Source organism: Pseudomonas fluorescens (genome assembly GCF_000967965.1).
In the GTDB taxonomy this organism is placed as follows: domain Bacteria; phylum Pseudomonadota; class Gammaproteobacteria; order Pseudomonadales; family Pseudomonadaceae; genus Aquipseudomonas; species Aquipseudomonas grandcourensis.
The window spans coordinates 154,318-170,633 of the sequence record NZ_LACC01000023.1; the positions used below are offsets into that span (position 1 = coordinate 154,318).

16 protein-coding genes are annotated in these 16,316 nt (G+C 58.9%); 10 read left to right on the top strand and 6 right to left on the bottom strand.

Annotation, left to right across the window (positions count from 1 at the left end; all coding sequences use genetic code 11):
• Positions 1 to 39 precede the first annotated feature (39 nt).
• Entirely contained in the window at positions 40 to 1,164 is a 1,125-nt protein-coding gene (locus VC35_RS19080; protein WP_046041962.1) for a polysaccharide deacetylase family protein, read from the top strand.
• A gap of 336 nt (positions 1,165 to 1,500) precedes the next feature.
• Positions 1,501 to 2,895 carry a PhoH family protein gene (locus VC35_RS19085; RefSeq protein ID WP_046041965.1) on the top strand — a complete coding sequence of 465 codons (1,395 nt, stop codon included), beginning with the start codon at positions 1,501 to 1,503 and terminating at the stop codon, positions 2,893 to 2,895.
• A 131-nt stretch (positions 2,896 to 3,026) separates the two neighbouring features.
• Here the strand turns inward: VC35_RS19085 and VC35_RS19090 are convergent, their stop codons facing one another.
• Complete coding sequence (locus VC35_RS19090; protein WP_046041966.1) at positions 3,027 to 3,470, bottom strand: HIT family protein; 444 nt, start codon at positions 3,468 to 3,470, stop codon at positions 3,027 to 3,029.
• 596 nt (positions 3,471 to 4,066) lie between these two features.
• Between VC35_RS19090 and moaC the strand changes: the two genes are divergently transcribed.
• The 4 genes from moaC (at position 4,067) to VC35_RS19110 (ending at position 6,289) form a co-directional block, all read left to right on the top strand.
• Positions 4,067 to 4,540 (top strand): cyclic pyranopterin monophosphate synthase MoaC, encoded by a 474-nt coding sequence (gene moaC / locus VC35_RS19095; protein ID WP_007972660.1) that lies wholly within the window; start codon positions 4,067 to 4,069, stop codon positions 4,538 to 4,540.
• Complete coding sequence (gene moaD / locus VC35_RS19100) at positions 4,537 to 4,779, top strand: molybdopterin converting factor subunit 1 (protein ID WP_046041967.1); 243 nt, start codon at positions 4,537 to 4,539, stop codon at positions 4,777 to 4,779. Before moaC ends, moaD begins: the two co-directional genes overlap by 4 nt.
• A 3-nt stretch (positions 4,780 to 4,782) precedes the next feature.
• On the top strand, positions 4,783 to 5,235 hold the full coding sequence (moaE, locus tag VC35_RS19105) for a molybdopterin synthase catalytic subunit MoaE (RefSeq protein WP_046041968.1): 453 nt from the start codon (positions 4,783 to 4,785) through the stop codon (positions 5,233 to 5,235).
• Positions 5,236 to 5,512: 277 nt separating this feature from the next.
• On the top strand, positions 5,513 to 6,289 hold the full coding sequence (locus tag VC35_RS19110; protein ID WP_046041969.1) for an ABC transporter substrate-binding protein: 777 nt from the start codon (positions 5,513 to 5,515) through the stop codon (positions 6,287 to 6,289).
• 113 nt (positions 6,290 to 6,402) lie between these two features.
• Here the strand turns inward: VC35_RS19110 and VC35_RS19115 are convergent, their stop codons facing one another.
• The 5 genes from VC35_RS19115 to VC35_RS19135 all read right to left on the bottom strand — a co-directional run bounded on the left by VC35_RS19115 (position 6,403) and on the right by VC35_RS19135 (position 11,636).
• Positions 6,403 to 7,044, bottom strand: a complete 642-nt coding sequence (locus VC35_RS19115; RefSeq protein WP_046041970.1) for a helix-turn-helix transcriptional regulator — start codon at positions 7,042 to 7,044, stop codon at positions 6,403 to 6,405.
• 90 nt (positions 7,045 to 7,134) lie between these two features.
• Positions 7,135 to 8,262: an NAD(P)/FAD-dependent oxidoreductase gene (locus VC35_RS19120; protein WP_046041971.1), complete on the bottom strand. Its 1,128-nt coding sequence runs from the start codon at positions 8,260 to 8,262 to the stop codon at positions 7,135 to 7,137.
• A 60-nt stretch (positions 8,263 to 8,322) separates the two neighbouring features.
• On the bottom strand, positions 8,323 to 9,267 hold the full coding sequence (locus tag VC35_RS19125) for an ornithine cyclodeaminase family protein (RefSeq protein ID WP_046041972.1): 945 nt from the start codon (positions 9,265 to 9,267) through the stop codon (positions 8,323 to 8,325).
• A 123-nt stretch (positions 9,268 to 9,390) separates the two neighbouring features.
• The gene (gene rhlB / locus VC35_RS19130; RefSeq protein ID WP_046041973.1) at positions 9,391 to 10,881 is read right to left on the bottom strand and encodes an ATP-dependent RNA helicase RhlB; all 1,491 of its coding nucleotides are present in this window, start codon (positions 10,879 to 10,881) and stop codon (positions 9,391 to 9,393) included.
• A gap of 98 nt (positions 10,882 to 10,979) precedes the next feature.
• Positions 10,980 to 11,636: an alpha/beta hydrolase gene (locus tag VC35_RS19135; protein WP_046041974.1), complete on the bottom strand. Its 657-nt coding sequence runs from the start codon at positions 11,634 to 11,636 to the stop codon at positions 10,980 to 10,982.
• A 467-nt stretch (positions 11,637 to 12,103) separates the two neighbouring features.
• On the opposite strand from VC35_RS19135, the gene VC35_RS19140 reads away from it, so the two are divergent.
• The 4 genes from VC35_RS19140 to VC35_RS19155 all read left to right on the top strand — a co-directional run bounded on the left by VC35_RS19140 (position 12,104) and on the right by VC35_RS19155 (position 16,285).
• Positions 12,104 to 13,135 carry an amino acid ABC transporter substrate-binding protein gene (locus VC35_RS19140; protein ID WP_046041975.1) on the top strand — a complete coding sequence of 344 codons (1,032 nt, stop codon included), beginning with the start codon at positions 12,104 to 12,106 and terminating at the stop codon, positions 13,133 to 13,135.
• Positions 13,136 to 13,200: 65 nt separating this feature from the next.
• Positions 13,201 to 14,382 (top strand): amino acid ABC transporter permease, encoded by a 1,182-nt coding sequence (locus VC35_RS19145; protein WP_046041976.1) that lies wholly within the window; start codon positions 13,201 to 13,203, stop codon positions 14,380 to 14,382.
• Between the two features lie 10 nt (positions 14,383 to 14,392).
• A complete protein-coding gene (locus VC35_RS19150; protein WP_046041977.1) occupies positions 14,393 to 15,490 on the top strand; it encodes an amino acid ABC transporter permease in 1,098 nt (365 codons plus the stop codon).
• 30 nt (positions 15,491 to 15,520) lie between these two features.
• On the top strand, positions 15,521 to 16,285 hold the full coding sequence (locus VC35_RS19155) for an amino acid ABC transporter ATP-binding protein (protein ID WP_046041978.1): 765 nt from the start codon (positions 15,521 to 15,523) through the stop codon (positions 16,283 to 16,285).
• The last annotated feature ends 31 nt before the right edge of the window (positions 16,286 to 16,316 follow it).

Genomic DNA, 16,316 nt, shown 5'->3' on the forward strand with positions numbered 1-16,316 from the left:
GCTATAGTGCCGCGCGGGTTTTGTTATGGAGACATCCCATTGCGTATCGCTTTTCTCATCTCGATCTGGCTACTCAGCTTCGGCGCCATCGCGGCACCAAGCGATGTGGCGACGCTCGATCGCAGCACCTGGCCGGAAAAACTCGGCAACCCGACGCTGTTCGACGTGGCGTCGAGGGCCGAGATCCTCATGTTTTCCAGCGTCCTGTTGGCCAGCGAGGCACTGGATGAACCCGCCCTGGCCCAGCGCCTGGGCTTGCGCACGATCAATCTGGAATCGGTCAACCGGGTTCGCCAGCGTATGTGGCAACGGCTTCTGGCCAACTACAACTTCGCCCAACAGAGCTGCGACCAGGATGCCTCCTTCTGTTTTCTGGTCGAAGACATGCCCACCTTGCGCGAGCAGGCTGCCAAATTCCAGGTCGGCGCAGACAGCTACTACACCAAGTGGGCCGAGCCGAGCCGTGTGTTCCACACCCAGTACCTGGACGAACAGTTGCGCAAGGCGGCTTTGTTTCCACAAACCAGCAGCGAAGTCGATCATTTTGGCGACTATGAGCGCAGCGGCGACGGGATGCATGACCGGCTGTTTCTGCTGACCTTCGACAGCGCCGCCAACGCCGCGCCGGATAACACCGCCTGGGTCGCCGAGTACCTGCGCAAGTCGAACCTGAGCGGGACGTTCTTCGTCCTTGGCAAGGACATCCAGGCGCGTTTGGCCGAGCATTCGGTGAGTAACCTGCAAGCGACCTACTCGAGCCAGTGCATCGGCGTACAAGGCTGGGAGTTCCGTTCCCACAGCCACTGGCAGGACTGGCAGGATTCGGTGCACCGCAGCGCCGAACTGGTCAAAAGCAAGCTGCCGGAGAACTACGTGCCCCTGTTCCGTCCGCCCGACGGTCAGCGCCGTTCAGATGCCGAAGGCTTCTTCAAGACTCAGGGTCTGCAGGTAGCGTTGTGGGACATCGACGCCCAGGACGGCGCCGGCAAACTCAAGGGCAACCCGAGTGCGCAACGGGTGCTGACCCTGATGCTGCTGTGGCGGCACGGAGTGATCAATTTCAATGTGAAACAGGATGCAGTGAAAACGACGTTGCCGTGGCTGGTCACGCAAACGGCGCCTGTCGGAATCGGCTGGGAGGATTGCCAGGATGCGTTTCGCTGAAAATGACAAAACCCCGTAAACATTGGGTTTTTGGCAATTTTGGAAGGGGATTCGTTGCGGGTGGACTTCCGACTTTAAACGGGTGATGGCAGTCCGCCAAGTGCTATTGGTCAATCTGCAAAATAAACTTCAAAAAAGCGTCAAAGTACTTTTTTCTGTCACACGTTTTGGAGTATTACGAAGACAGACCGCCGAAACCTGCAACACAGGTGGCGTCTTCCAAGACCCCGCATGTATGCAGAACACTTGAGTCCCCGCAGGTGTATTCGGCAGTCACTTCGAGGCGCAGCACTGTCAAGGTATTGCGTCGAATGGCTCCCACAAAGGTGACCGAGTATGGATGATCACGGACGTAGCTCTTCTTCCAACCAGCCAATCCTTTATGTACTCGATACCAACGTATTGATTCACGATCCAAACGCGCTGCTTAACTTCGAAGAACACCACGTCGCGATCCCGATGACCGTGCTGGAAGAGCTCGACAAGCTCAAGAGCGGGCATCACAGCGTAGCCGCCGAATGCCGCCAGGCCATCCGCCTGATCGACAAGACCCTGGGCGATGCCTCACCCGAGGACGTCGAGCAGGGTGTGCCGATCCAGCGTGGCAAAAGCGGACCCAAGGGTTTGCTGTCAATTCTGATGAGCAGACATGCCGAGCCGAACCTGATTCTGCCCGAGCACCTGAACGACAACAAAATCATCAATCAACTGATCGACCTGCACGCTCGCGACCCTAAGAAGCCTGTGGTGCTGGTCACCAAAGACATCAACATGCGCCTCAAGGCGCGCGCCTGCGGGATCGCGGCCGAGGACTACAGCACCGACCAACTGGTCGATGACGTGTCCTTGCTACCCAACGGCTACCACAACATGAGCGGCTCTTTCTGGGACCGCGTGAGCAAGGTCGAAACCCGTCAGGACCACGGCCGCACCTGGCATCAGGTGCAATTGATCGACAACCTGCCGGCAGTGCACATCAACGAGTTCATCATTGATGAACAGGGCTTTGTCGGCTGGATCAAGGAGATTGAAGAGGACCGCTTGCTTATCCTCGACCTGCACCAGGAACCGCTGCTGCACCAGGAAGCCTGGGGCCTGAAGCCGCGTGATATCTATCAGAGCCTGGCGTTGTACGCCTTGCTCGATCCGGACATCCACCTGGTCAACCTGTCGGGTGCCGCGGGTTCGGGTAAAACCATCCTGGCGCTGGCCGCTGCGATCGAGCAGACCATGGTCAGCAAACGTTATCGCCGCATCATCGCCACCCGCAGCGTGCAGGGCCTGGACCAGGAAATCGGCTTCCTGCCCGGCACCGAGGCGGAAAAAATGGAGCCGTGGCTGGGCGCCATCACCGACAACCTCGAAGCCTTGCACATGGATGACGAAAGCACCCATGGCAGCGTCGACTACATCCTCAGCAAAGTGCCATTGCAGTTCAAATCCCTCAACTACATCCGGGGCCGCAGCTTCCAGCAGAGCCTGATTTTGATCGACGAATGCCAGAACCTCACACCGCACCAGATGAAAACCATCATCACCCGTGCCGGCGCCGGTTCCAAAGTGGTGTGCCTGGGCAACCTGGCACAGATCGATACCCCTTACCTGTCCGCGACCAGCTCCGGGCTGACCTACCTCACTGAACGCTTCAAGGACTTCCCGAACGGGGTGCACATCACCCTGCAAGGGGTACCACGCTCGATCCTGGCCGAATACGCCGAAACGCATTTGTAATCGCTTCATCGAAACCGGGCGGCCGCAAGGTCGCCCGGTTTTTTTGTACGCGGCGTAAAGGCCCGTGCCTCAGGCCAGACCCAATACCGATGAATGTGTTTCTGCAAAGCTTGGCGCGAAAGCAGTCTTATTTACAGAGATTGCGAAAAATAGCTATTGAGGGTTTCCGTAAGAATTGATTGAGCGTTCAATACCTCTTGGGTCGGCTCAGGCTGTGAGCTACTGAACTTTTTTCGCGTCCAGCTGAAAAAGAAGGGGCCATCAATAATACGTTCATTGTGTTCTGCCAAATATAACTTGGTCACGGAGGCATACCTGGGGAAAACATGAAAGTGCAGTTCATGATTGAGTTCGGAAATACGCATTATGTATATTTTTTCAGGAGAAAATAGAGTGTTTAAGGCTCGCTCCGTAAATGCCAAGCCTTTCATCAGTTCAGCACTTTCCGTCGAACTTAACTCTTCCAGTTTAAATATCTTCCGCTTGAGAGAAATAATCATGTAGCCCGGGATGTCACAGTCCCGGCAGTGAGAGATTACGATGTGTTTTCCTGAGTAAATTGTCCGCGCTGACATGACTAGCCTCCCGTGTGCCACCATGGTTGACGTGTAGGACCTGCCCCGTTGAGCTGCTGCCGGAGGTCAGTAGAAAAAACCTTATGCGATACCTCAGTACTGAAATTTTAGAATCGTTAGCTTTCTTGGTCAGTTTTTCTCGAATTAACAAATCGGTCTAACATTCAGTTGTAGGAAGTTTCATGGCGGGCCATTAGTGCGTACTTACGGAAAATTCTTACGTCAGAATTTGTTATAAAATAATCAGTAACTTATCGGCTGGTGCACCAATTAAAGCTGATCGCTGATGTCAGAAAAAGCGAATGTTCAGTAGACTTTTGTTACATTTCTTTCTGTTGTTTGGCATGACTTTAATTTGTGTTTTTTAAACTTAATAAGGAATCGCATCTGAAACTGTCCACCGAGTCCGGGCGTATGAGGAACCTGTGGGAGCGAGCTTGCTCGCGATGACGGTGTGTCAGTCGACATCTCGGGTTAATGACAGGCCGCTATCGCGAGCAAGCTCGCACACATTGGTTTGTGGTGGGCCGACAATCGTGCGTGCGGAAATCTGACCCGCAGGTTTACAATCGACGCTCCTGATCAGGAGTAATCCCGTGCTGACTCATCTCGATTCCCAAGGTCGCGCCAACATGGTCGACGTCACTGAAAAAGCCGTGACGTTCCGTGAGGCGACCGCTCAAGCGCTGGTGCGCATGCTGCCCGAAACCCTGCAGATGATCGTCAGTGGCGGCCACCCCAAGGGTGATGTGTTTGCCGTGGCGCGCATTGCCGGCATTCAGGCGGCGAAGAAGACCAGCGATCTGATTCCCCTGTGCCATCCGCTGATGCTGACCGGCGTCAAGGTCGAGCTCAGTGCCGAAGGCGACGATTCGGTGCGCATCGTGGCGCGCTGCAAGCTGTCCGGGCAGACCGGCGTCGAGATGGAAGCCTTGACCGCCGCCAGTGTCGCCGCGCTGACCATCTACGACATGTGCAAGGCCGTTGACCGCGGCATGACCATCGAAAGCGTGCGTCTGCTGGAGAAGGTCGGCGGCAAGAGCGGACATTTCCAGGCGGAGCAGCCATGAAGGTTACCGTGAAGTTTTTCGCTCGTTATCGTGAAGCGCTGGGGCTGGACTCGGTGAAAGTGGAGGGCAACTTCGCCACCGTCGACGACGTCCGCGCGCTGTTGGCCCAACGTGACGGTGCCGAGGTGTTGAGCGAGCAAAACCTGATGTGCGCCCGCAATGAAGACCTGTGCCAGCTCGACGAGCCGGTCAGCGAGGGCGATGAAGTGGCGTTCTTTCCGACTGTGACCGGAGGCTGAGCCATGGCGATTCGCGTGCAGTCCACGGCGTTCGACCCAGGTGCCGAAGTCAATGCCATGCACGATGCCAATGTCGGCGTGGGTGCGGTGGTGAGTTTTGTCGGCTATGTGCGCGACTTCAATGACGGCCTCGACGTCGCCGGGATGTTCCTCGAACACTATCCGGGCATGACTGAAAAAGCCCTCGGCAAGATCGCCATCGAGGCCGAGCAGCGCTGGCCGCTGCTCAAGCTGGAAGTGCTGCACCGCATCGGCGCCCTGGAACCGGGCGAGCCGATTGTCTTCGTCGGCGCGGCCAGCGCCCACCGTCAGGCGGCATTCGACGCCTGCGCCTTTGTCATGGATTACCTGAAAACCCGTGCACCGTTCTGGAAGAAAGAAATCACCAGTGACGGGCCGCGTTGGGTCGAGGGGCGTGACAGTGATCATGCGGCGGCGGATCGCTGGAAGCAGTAATTTCTGCGGCGTCTCTGATTAAGCCATCGCGAGCAGGCTCGCTCCTACAGTAGATATGTGTTCGCAGGACCACTGTGGGAGCGAGCCTGCTCGCGATGCACCACTAAAAATCTTGCTGATCCACCACCCGACCATCGGCCGGAACGGGCTGCATTTGCCTCATTGACGATTAATACATAAAAGTCCAGTATGGAATTATAAGTACAAAAAAGGTTTCCACCCGTTTCAGCTTTTTCTTCTGTCTTGCCAAACCAACAACAACCGCGAGAAAACGAACATGAAGAAGTTCCCCCTCATCACCGGTCTGGCCCTGAGCCTGTTGGCGTGCAGCGCTGTGTTCGCCGCCGAGAAAACCTTGCGCATCGGTATCGAAGCGGCGTATCCACCGTTCGCCTCGAAAACCGACAAAGGCGAAATCGTCGGTTTCGACTATGACATCGGCAACGCCCTGTGCGCGCAGATGAAGGCCAAGTGTGTGTGGGTCGAAGGCGAGTTCGACGGTCTGATTCCTTCCCTGAAAGTGAAGAAAATCGACATGGCGCTGTCGTCCATGACCATCAACGAAGACCGCAAGAAGTCGGTGGACTTCACCCACAAGTACTATTTCACTTCGTCGCGTCTGGTGATGAAGGATGGTGCGGTGGTGGATGATCAGTACGCCAGCCTCAAGGGCAAGACTGTCGGCGTGCAGCGCGCCACCACCACCGACCGTTACGCCACCGAGGTGTTCGAGCCCAAGGGCATCAACGTCAAGCGCTACAGCAACAACGAAGAAATCTACATGGACCTGGCAGCCGGCCGCCTCGACGCGATTTTTGCCGACACCATTCCACTGAATGACTTCCTGTCGATGCCGCGTGGCAAGGGTTACGCCTTTGCCGGGCCGGAGCTGAAAGATCCGAAGTATGTGGGCGAGGGTGCGGGGATTGCGGTGCGCAAGGGCAACACCGAACTGGTCAGCGAGCTGAACACGGCCATTGATGGCATTCGTGCCAGTGGGGAGTACCAGAAGATTTCGGACAAGTACTTCAAGTCCGATATCTACGGCGACTGATCAACCGCTTTCGCGAGCAGGCTCGCTCCTACAGGGTACGGTGTACACCGATCCATTGTAGGAGCGAGCCTGCTCGCGATGAGGTCAGATCAAACACTACAAAATCTCCGGGCCTAGCCCTTCAATTCCTTCAAATGCTTGTACACCGTCGCCCGGCCCATGTTCAGCACATTGGCCACGTAGTTCGAGGCGCTTTTGCCCTTGAACGCGCCTTCGGCGTGCAGCGCCAGCACCAGTTCCCGCTTGTGGTCGCGAGTCAGCAGATTCAGGCTCAACTGGCGCTCGCGCAGCCAGGCGTGGAGGAAGGTGTTGATCCGCTCCTGCCAGTCATCGCGAAACAGTGAATCCGGTTGCGGGATCAGCTTGGTCGGCGACAGGAACAGGTCCAGGGCGGCCTTGGCATTTTCGAACAACGAAATGTTCAGGTTGATGCACAGCACCGCCAGTGGACGACCTTCGCTGTCCCGTAGCACCGTGCTGAGGCTGCGAATCTTCTGACCATCCCAGTTGAGCTTTTCGTACGGCCCGATGTTTCGTTCGCTGACATCGTCGCTGAGCATGTCTTCCAGCGCCGAGTCGTCGCCGATTTCCCGCTTGGACAGGTTGTTGGCGATGTAGTCGACCTTTTGCGTGCGCAGGTCGTGCAGCACCACTTCGGCGTGGGGGAAAAACAACGTGGCGATGGCGTCGGCGATCGCGTGGAAGTTATCCAGGGACGTGTCGTCCAGGGCCGAGTCTTTTTCGGGGGCGTTCATTCAGTGGAACTCCAGGCAGCGTCAGCGCCCCATCAAAGGGGCGCTGAAAGTGTGCCGTAAACGTGTGGGCACGTCACCTGAGGATCAGGATCAGCCGAGGCGGGCAGGGGAGAGCATTTCGGCATTCAGACCGAAATGGCTGAGCGACTCGGGCAACGCGGCACCGCGCACCAGTGCCGCACTGGCCTGGCCCATGGCCGGCGAGGTCTGGATGCCATAACCGCCCTGTGCCGCGACCCAGAACAGCCCCGGTACCTTCGGATCGAAGCCGGACAGCAAGTCGCCGTCGCTGACGAAGCTGCGCAGGCCGGCCCAGGTGCGGGTCGGGCGGCGAATGGTCAGGGTCGTGGCTTCTTCGATCTGGTAGATGCCCATGGCGATGTCCAGTTCTTCGGGCTGCACATCGTGGGGTTCCACCGGGTCGGCGTTGGCCGGCGAACCGAGGAACATCCCGGCGTCGGGTTTCATGTAGAAGGATTCGTCGAGGCTGACCAGCATCGGCCAATGATGGATGTCCACGCCTTCGGGGCCGGCGAAGATGAAAGCGGCACGGCGTTTGGGTTGCAGGCCCAGGGGCTTGGCGCCAGCCAGTTCGCCGATCTTGTCGGCCCAGGCGCCGGCGGCGTTGATGATGATCGGCGCGCTGAAGGTCTGGCTGCCGGTCTGGACGTGCCATGTTCCTTGGTCGTCGCGGCTCAGGCTGACGACTTCGCTGTCGGTATGCACTTCGCCCTGGTTGCGGCGGATACCGCGCAAATAGCCCTGGTGCAGGGCATCGGTGTCGATGTCGCTGGCGGTCGGGTCGTAGATGGCGCCGTGGACCTTTTCCCGGCGCAGGACCGGCACCAACGCGCAAGCCTCGTCGACGCCGAGCAATTGCATCTCCGGCACCGTGGTTTTTGCGCTCTGGTATTGCCTGTTCAGTTCGTCCGGGTCACCGGTCAGGTCCACGGTCATTTCACCGCGCGGGGTCAGCAGCGGGTGCTCGCAGAAACCGCTGGGCGGGTTGTCGAAAAAGTCCCGGCTGGCCAGGGTCAACGCCCGCACTTGCGGGGTGCCGTAGGCGGCGGTGTATAGCGCCGCCGAACGGCCGGTGGAGTGATAGGCCGGATGGGATTCGCGTTCGAGCACGATCACGCGGCCGTGCTGCGACAGCCAGAAACCCGTGGAAGCACCGGCAATCCCGCCGCCGATGATGATGAAATCTGCCTGGCTCATGAACGTCTCCTGTAAAGCACAATGCCGGAATTATGGTGATCCCCTGTAGGGGCCGAGATGTCAGCGGGACAGGCGATAGATCGCATTGGCCAGCGCAATGTCTTCCAGGCCCAGGCCGATGGAGCGGAAAAACACATGGCGATCGTAATCAGGGCGCAGGACTTTTTCGCTGAGCAGGTCGGCCAGGTCGCCGACAATCGCGCCCTTGTCCCAGCCGTGCTGTTCGGCGGCGATCAGCATTTCACCGGCCGAGCCTGGGGTGGTCAGGCGATAGTCGCAGAACACCTGCATGTCGTTCAGGCACTGCGGCGGCACTTCGTGGGCGCGCGGTGCGTTGGTGCTGATGGAGGTGATCAGCGCCGGTTTGCGCAAGCTCGATGGATCGATCACCGGACCGGCGGACGAGGTGCAGAGCATGATCACGTCGGCGTCCTGAACGGCTGCTTCACGACTGTCGACGATGTTCAGGCGTGGCTCGATGTTTTTCAGCAGGCTCACGGTTTCGGCATCTTCGCTCAAGCTCGGCGAGTACAGGCTGATGCTCTGCCAGTCACGCAGGCCTTTCACGTAATGCAGGTGCGCCTGGGCCACTTTGCCGCTGCCGATGATGGCCAGGCGACTGGCTGTGAGTGGCGCGAGGGCATCGACCGCCACGGCGGTGGTGGCCGCAGTGCGCGCGGTGGTCAGTTCGCCGGCATCGCACAGCAACAGCGGCTGGCCGGTTTGCATCGACATCAGCAGCGTCCACGCCGTCACCAGCGGCCCCTGTTCACGGACGATGTATGGCGACGTCTTGATCCCGTACACGCCATCCTCGGCCAGCACGCCCAGGTAGTTGATGAAATCGCCGGCGCCCTGTGGAAACTCCACCAGTTGCTGCGCCGGTTGTACGGCTTGCCCGGCGGCCAGGTCGCGGAACAGTTTGCGCAGGATCTGCGGTACATCGACCTGCGCCAGTAGCTCGCGAGCCTGGGCTTGGGTGATCACTTGGGGCGTACTGGACATGGTCGGCTCCGGAGTTGAAAGTAAACTAATTTGTCCATTATGGACTTTTAGATATCTCAGGCAATATCCGGGCGAAAAAAAAGCGCAGTCCGTTGCCGGCTGCGCTTGTCTTTTCAGCGTCGCTTAATGAGGACGCTTGCGTTCAACGGCCCGCAACAGGTGGGTCGGCGGCGTTTCACAGCTGATCTTGCGTCCCAGCTTTTCCTCGATGGACGGTAGCTGGTAGGAGTCGTCTTCACCGGCAAAGCTGATGGACACACCGTCGGCGCCAGCACGACCGGTACGACCGATGCGGTGCACGTAGTCGTCCGGCACTTCCGGCAGGGTAAAGTTGATCACGTGACTGATGCCGTCGATATGGATGCCGCGACCGGCCACATCGGTGGCGACCAGTACGCGGATCTTGCCTTCGCGGAAGCCTTCGAGGGTCTTGATGCGCTTGTGCTGCGGCACGTCGCCGGACAGTTGCGCGGCGTTGATGCCGTCACGCACCAGGCGTTCTTCGATGCGCCGTACTTCATCCTTGCGGTTGGCGAAGACGATCACCCGCTCCCAACCGTTGTCGTTGACCAGGTTGTAGAGCAGTTTGTACTTGTCGGCACCGGCCACCGCGTAGATGTGCTGCTCGACGTTTTCGTTGGCCACGTTCTGCGACTCGATCTCGACGATCGACGGGTCGGTGGTCCATTGCTTGGCCAGGTTCATCACGTCTTCGGTGAAGGTCGCGGAGAACAGCAGCGTCTGGCGCTCGGACTTCGGCGGCGTCTGGCGAATGATCTGGCGCACTTGCGGGATGAAGCCCATGTCGAGCATGCGGTCGGCTTCGTCGAGCACCATCACTTCGACCATGTCCAGGTGCACGTCGCCGCGCTGGTTGAAGTCCAGCAAGCGGCCCGGCGTGGCCACGAGGATGTCGCAGTGACGGGCTTCGAGGTGCTTGAGCTGTTTGTCGAAGTCCATGCCACCGACGAACGTCATGACGTTGAGGCCGGTGTACTTGGTCAGGTCGGCGGCGTCCTTGGCGATCTGCACCACCAGTTCGCGGGTCGGCGCGATGATCAGTGCCCGTGGCTCACCCATGTAGCGCTCTTTTGGCGGCGGGGTTTGCAGCAACTGGGTGATGATCGAGACCAGGAACGCAGCGGTCTTGCCCGTACCGGTCTGGGCGCGGCCGATGGCGTCTTTGCCCGCGAGGGTGAAACCCAGCACCTGGGCCTGGATCGGCGTGCAATACGGGAAGCCCAGGTCCTGGATGGCGTGCATCAGTTCCGGGGCGAGTTTGAAATCGTGGAAGCGGGTCTTGCCTTCCTGGGGCTCGACGACGAAGTCTTCGAGTTTCCATGGGATGACCGGTGCCTTGGGCTTGGGTTCGCGGCGAGGTTTGGCGGGTTTCGGCGTTTCGCTGAGCGGCTGCTCCGGGGCTGTTATCGCCGCAGGCTGGTCAGCTGTTTCGGTCTTCGGCTCATGCTTGGGTGCCGCCGTGGCGGTGGCTCGTTCAGACTGAATACCGTCGGTGCGGTGGCCGGGAGCGTGAGACGCAGGGCTGGGAACTGGCGCGAGTTGCTCAGTCTCGCTTTTACCGAACATTTTCTTGAGTGCTTTGAGCACGGTCATCTCATCAATTGATTAAGGAATGTACGCCGGCCAGTGTAATGCAAGAATCGGGCGCGGCGTAGTGGGATGGATCAAAGGGCGCTTTTAAACAGAAATGCTTAACGCAAGCGCTCGGCGAGCCAGACGCCGATGTCGCGAATTTCTTCGGGTAACACTTCGTGACCCATTGGGTATTCCTGCCATGTCACGGTGACACCACGCAGCTTCAAATGCTCGTAGGCGCTGCGCCCCATCGAGTTTTGCACCACATCGTCGTACTGGCCGTGCATCGACAGCACCGGAATCCGCTGCTGGCTGGCGGACAGTTGCAGTTCGTCGCTGAAGGTCGGTGCATAAGTAGAAAGGGCAACGACGCCACCCAACGGGCCCTGCCATTTCAGAAACGCGGCGTGGAAAACCACGGCCCCGCCCTGGGAAAAACCGGCCAGGAAAATCCGCGAAGCGTCTATTCCGCTGGCTCGCTGCACTTCGATCAATTCAATGACGCGGTCTGCCGACACTTCCAGTTGCTCACGGTTGATCGCGCGCGCCGGGCTCATGGCCAGGATGTCGTACCAGCTCGGCATCTCGTAGCCGCCGTTGATAGTGACAGGGCGATGCGGTGCCTGCGGGAGAACGAAGCGGGTACTCAGCAAGGTTTCCTGCAGCGCTTCGGCCACCGGCAGGAAGTCGTAGCGATCGGCGCCCAGGCCGTGCAGCCATATAACGCAGGCGTCTGCGGTCTTTACGGGCTGAAGAATCAAGGGCTCGGTCATGTCTGCTCCAATGTTGTGCGTGCGCTCTCATTGAGTGCGAGGTCTGAGTGCGCGTCTGGTTGATCAGTTACGAAGATGTCGCAAGGTTACAAGTTTTGCTATTGACCTGTCCCGGAACCGCTTTGGCAAGCAGTGTGGTACGGGCTTTGCTATGGGGAAACGGTGCAACCCATCTCGCGCCCGGCGGTAACACTATCAGTGTAATGCCGACTGCGGGATAGCAATGAATCCGGTGATGGATGTTCGCCAATGGCCGCTACGGGGCTTCGCGAACGTGAAAGGGCTACAGCCCGTTCGGCCGACTGGTGAGAGCGAGTTTTCCATGACGTGGATTTTCTCCTACTAGACTCATAGCTAACGTCTTACGTCGGTTGACCCCAAAACAAGCCAACACGGGTCGACTACGCCTCAAAAGGGTGCGACAGGACTCACGCTCCGACACAACAAGAGCAAAACTGGAGGTTTGAATGAAGATGTTGAAATCCACCCTGGCTATCGTGACTGCAGCCGCAGTACTCGGTGTCAGCGGGTTTGCCCAGGCGGGCGCAACCCTGGATGCAGTGATGAAGAAAGGTTTCGTGCAGTGTGGCGTCAGCGATGGCTTGCCAGGCTTCTCGGTTCCGGATTCCACCGGCAAGATCGTGGGTATCGATGCTGACTACTGCCGTGCAGTAGCAGCGGCTGTCTTCGGCGACGCGACCAAGGTCAAGTTCAGCCAGTTGAACGCCAAGGAGCGCTTCACCGCGCTGCAATCCGGCGAAATCGACATTCTGTCGCGCAACACCACCATGACCAGCTCCCGTGACGCGGGCATGGGCCTGAAGTTTCCAGGCTTCATTACCTACTACGACGGCATCGGCTTCCTGGTAAACAACAAGCTGGGCGTCAAGAGCGCCAAGGAACTGGACGGTGCGACCATCTGCATCCAGGCCGGTACCACCACCGAGCTCAACGTTTCCGACTACTTCCGCGGCAATGGCCTGAAGTACACCCCGATCACCTTCGACACCTCCGACGAAAGCGCCAAGTCGCTGGAATCCGGTCGTTGCGACGTACTGACCTCCGACAAATCCCAGCTGTTCGCCCAGCGCAGCAAGCTGGCTTCGCCGAAGGACTACGTGGTTCTGCCGGAAACCATTTCCAAGGAGCCTCTGGGCCCGGTCGTGCGTAATGGCGACGACGAGTGGCTGGCCATCGTGCGCTGGACTGGCTACGCCATGCTCAACGCTGAAGAAGCCGGCATCACTTCGAAGAACGTCGAAGCCGAAGCCAAGGGCACCAAGAACCCTGACGTTGCCCGTCTGCTGGGTACCGATGGCGAGTACGGCAAAGACCTGAAAGTGAAGAAAGACTGGGTCGTGCAGATCATCAAGCAAGTCGGCAACTACGGCGAAGTGTTTGAGAAAAACCTCGGCAAGGGCACTCCGCTGGAAATCGACCGCGGGCTGAACGCCCTGTGGAACGCTGGCGGCATTCAATACGCACCACCAGTGCGCTGATGGTTCTATCACCCGGTGGGCCAACCACCGGGTGATGTTCTGTTCCATTATTTCCGGGGCACTTCATGCAAAATTCAATCGGCGCACCAAAGCAGAGGCTCAGCCTCAGCGATCCACGTGTGCGTGCTTGGCTATTCCAGATCATCACCATTGTCGCGGTGGTCTCGATGGGCTGGTATCTGTTCGATAACACGCAGACCAACCTTCAGCACCGGGGCATTACCTCGGGCTTCAGTTTTCTGGAGCGCAGTGCCGGTTTCGGCATCGCTCAACACCTGATCGACTACACCGAATCGGACACTTACGCCCGGGTGTTTGTCATCGGCCTGCTCAACACCTTGCTGGTGACTTTCATCGGCGTGATCCTGGCGACGATCCTGGGTTTCATCGTCGGTGTGGCGCGGCTGTCGAAGAACTGGATCATCGCCAAGCTGGCGACGGTGTACGTGGAAGTCTTCCGCAACATTCCGCCACTGCTGCAGATCCTGTTCTGGTACTTCGCGGTGTTCCTGACCATGCCGGGGCCGCGCAACAGCCATAACTTCGGCGACACCTTCTTTGTCAGCAGCCGTGGCCTGAACATGCCCGCCGCTCTGATGGCGGATGGTTTCTGGCCGTTTGTGGTCAGCGTCGTAGTCGCCATCGTCGCCATCGTGCTGATGAGTCGCTGGGCCACCAAGCGTTTCGAAGCCACCGGTGTGCCGTTCCACAAGTTCTGGGTCGGGCTGGCGTTGTTCGTGGTGATCCCGACACTGGGCGCACTGATCTTCGGCGCACCGCTGCACTGGGAAATGCCGAAGCTGCAAGGCTTCAACTTCGTCGGTGGCTGGGTGCTGATCCCGGAACTGCTGGCGCTGACCCTGGCCCTCACCGTGTACACCGCGGCATTCATCGCCGAAATCGTGCGCTCGGGCATCAAGTCGGTCAGCCATGGCCAGACCGAGGCGGCGCATTCCCTCGGCCTGCGCAACGGTCCGACTCTGCGCAAGGTGATCATTCCGCAAGCCCTGCGCGTGATCATTCCACCGCTGACCAGCCAATACCTGAACCTGGCGAAGAACTCCTCGCTGGCGGCCGGTATTGGTTATCCGGAAATGGTCTCGCTGTTTGCCGGTACGGTGCTGAACCAGACCGGCCAGGCGATCGAGGTGATTGCCATCACCATGAGCGTGTACCTGGCGATCAGTATCAGCATTTCCCTGCTGATGAACTGGTACAACAAGCGCATTGCGCTGATCGAGCGGTAAGGAAAAGCGCATGAGTACTCATACTTTCAAACCTGACATGCCTCCACCGGGCCGCAGCATCGGCGTGGTGGCGTGGATGCGCGCGAACATGTTCTCCAGCTGGCTCAACACCCTGCTGACCCTGTTTGCGTTCTACCTGATCTACCTGGTGGTGCCGCCGATCCTGCACTGGGCGATCCTCGACGCCAACTGGGTGGGCACCACCCGCGCCGACTGCACGAAGGAGGGCGCCTGCTGGGTGTTCATCCAGCAGCGCTTCGGTCAGTTCATGTATGGCTACTACCCGCCGGAATTGCGCTGGCGCGTGGACCTGACGGTGTGGCTGGCGATCGTCGGCGTGGCGCCGTTGTTCATCTCGCGCTTTCACCATAAAGCGGTGTACGGGCTGAGCTTCCTGGTGCTGTACCCGATCTTTGCCTACTTCCTGTTGCACGGCGGCATCTTCGGCCTGACCAACGTGGCGACCAGCCAATGGGGCGGCTTGATGCTGACCCTGGTGATCGCCACTGTCGGCATCGCCGGCGCGCTGCCACTGGGGATCGTCCTGGCCCTGGGCCGTCGTTCGAACATGCCGGCGATTCGCGTGGTCTGCGTGACCTTCATCGAGTTCTGGCGCGGCGTGCCGTTGATCACGGTGCTGTTCATGTCCTCGGTGATGCTGCCGTTGTTCCTGCCCGAAGGCATGAACTTCGACAAACTGCTGCGGGCCCTGATCGGCGTGATCCTGTTCCAGTCGGCGTACGTGGCCGAGGTGGTGCGCGGCGGTCTGCAAGCGATTCCCAAGGGTCAGTACGAAGCGGCTGCGGCGATGGGCCTGGGCTACTGGCGCAGCATGGGTCTGGTGATTCTGCCGCAAGCCCTGAAGCTTGTGATCCCCGGCATCGTCAACACCTTCATCGCACTGTTCAAGGACACTAGCCTGGTGATCATCATCGGCCTGTTCGACCTGCTCAACAGCGTCAAGCAAGCCGCCGCCGATCCGAAATGGCTGGGCATGGCCACCGAAGGCTATGTGTTCGCCGCCCTGGTGTTCTGGATTTTCTGTTTTGGTATGTCGCGCTATTCCATGCATCTGGAACGCAAGCTCGACACTGGCCACAAGCGCTGAAGCGCCGTACCTAATTTAGGAAGTTCTCTTATGAGCGAAGCAATCAAACAGCCTGTGAGCCCTGAAGGCATTATTCAGATGCAGGGCGTGAACAAGTGGTACGGCCAGTTCCACGTGTTGAAAGATATCAACCTCAACGTCAAGCAAGGCGAGCGTATCGTCCTGTGCGGGCCGTCGGGTTCCGGCAAGTCCACCACTATCCGCTGCCTCAACCGCCTGGAAGAACACCAGCAGGGCCGCATCGTGGTCGATGGCGTGGAACTGACCAACGACCTCAAGCAGATCGAGGCGATCCGCCGTGAAGTCGGCATGGTGTTCCAGCACTTCAACCTGTTCCCGCACCTGACCATTTTGCAGAACTGCACGCTGGCGCCGATGTGGGTGCGCAAGATGCCCAAGCGCAAGGCCGAGGAAATTGCCATGCACTACCTGGAACGCGTACGCATTCCGGAGCAGGCGCATAAATTCCCGGGGCAACTGTCCGGCGGTCAGCAACAGCGTGTGGCGATCGCCCGCGCGCTGTGCATGAAGCCGAAAATCATGCTGTTCGACGAGCCAACCTCGGCACTCGACCCGGAGATGGTGAAAGAGGTACTGGACACCATGATCGGCCTGGCTGAAGACGGCATGACCATGCTCTGCGTAACCCACGAAATGGGCTTCGCCCGCACAGTGGCCAACCGCGTGATCTTCATGGACAAGGGCGAAATCGTCGAACAGGCTGCGCCGAACGACTTCTTCGACCATCCGCAGAACGAACGCACCAAGCTGTTCCTGAGCCAGATCCTGCATTGATCGAACCCAGGCACTGAAATAAACCCGGACC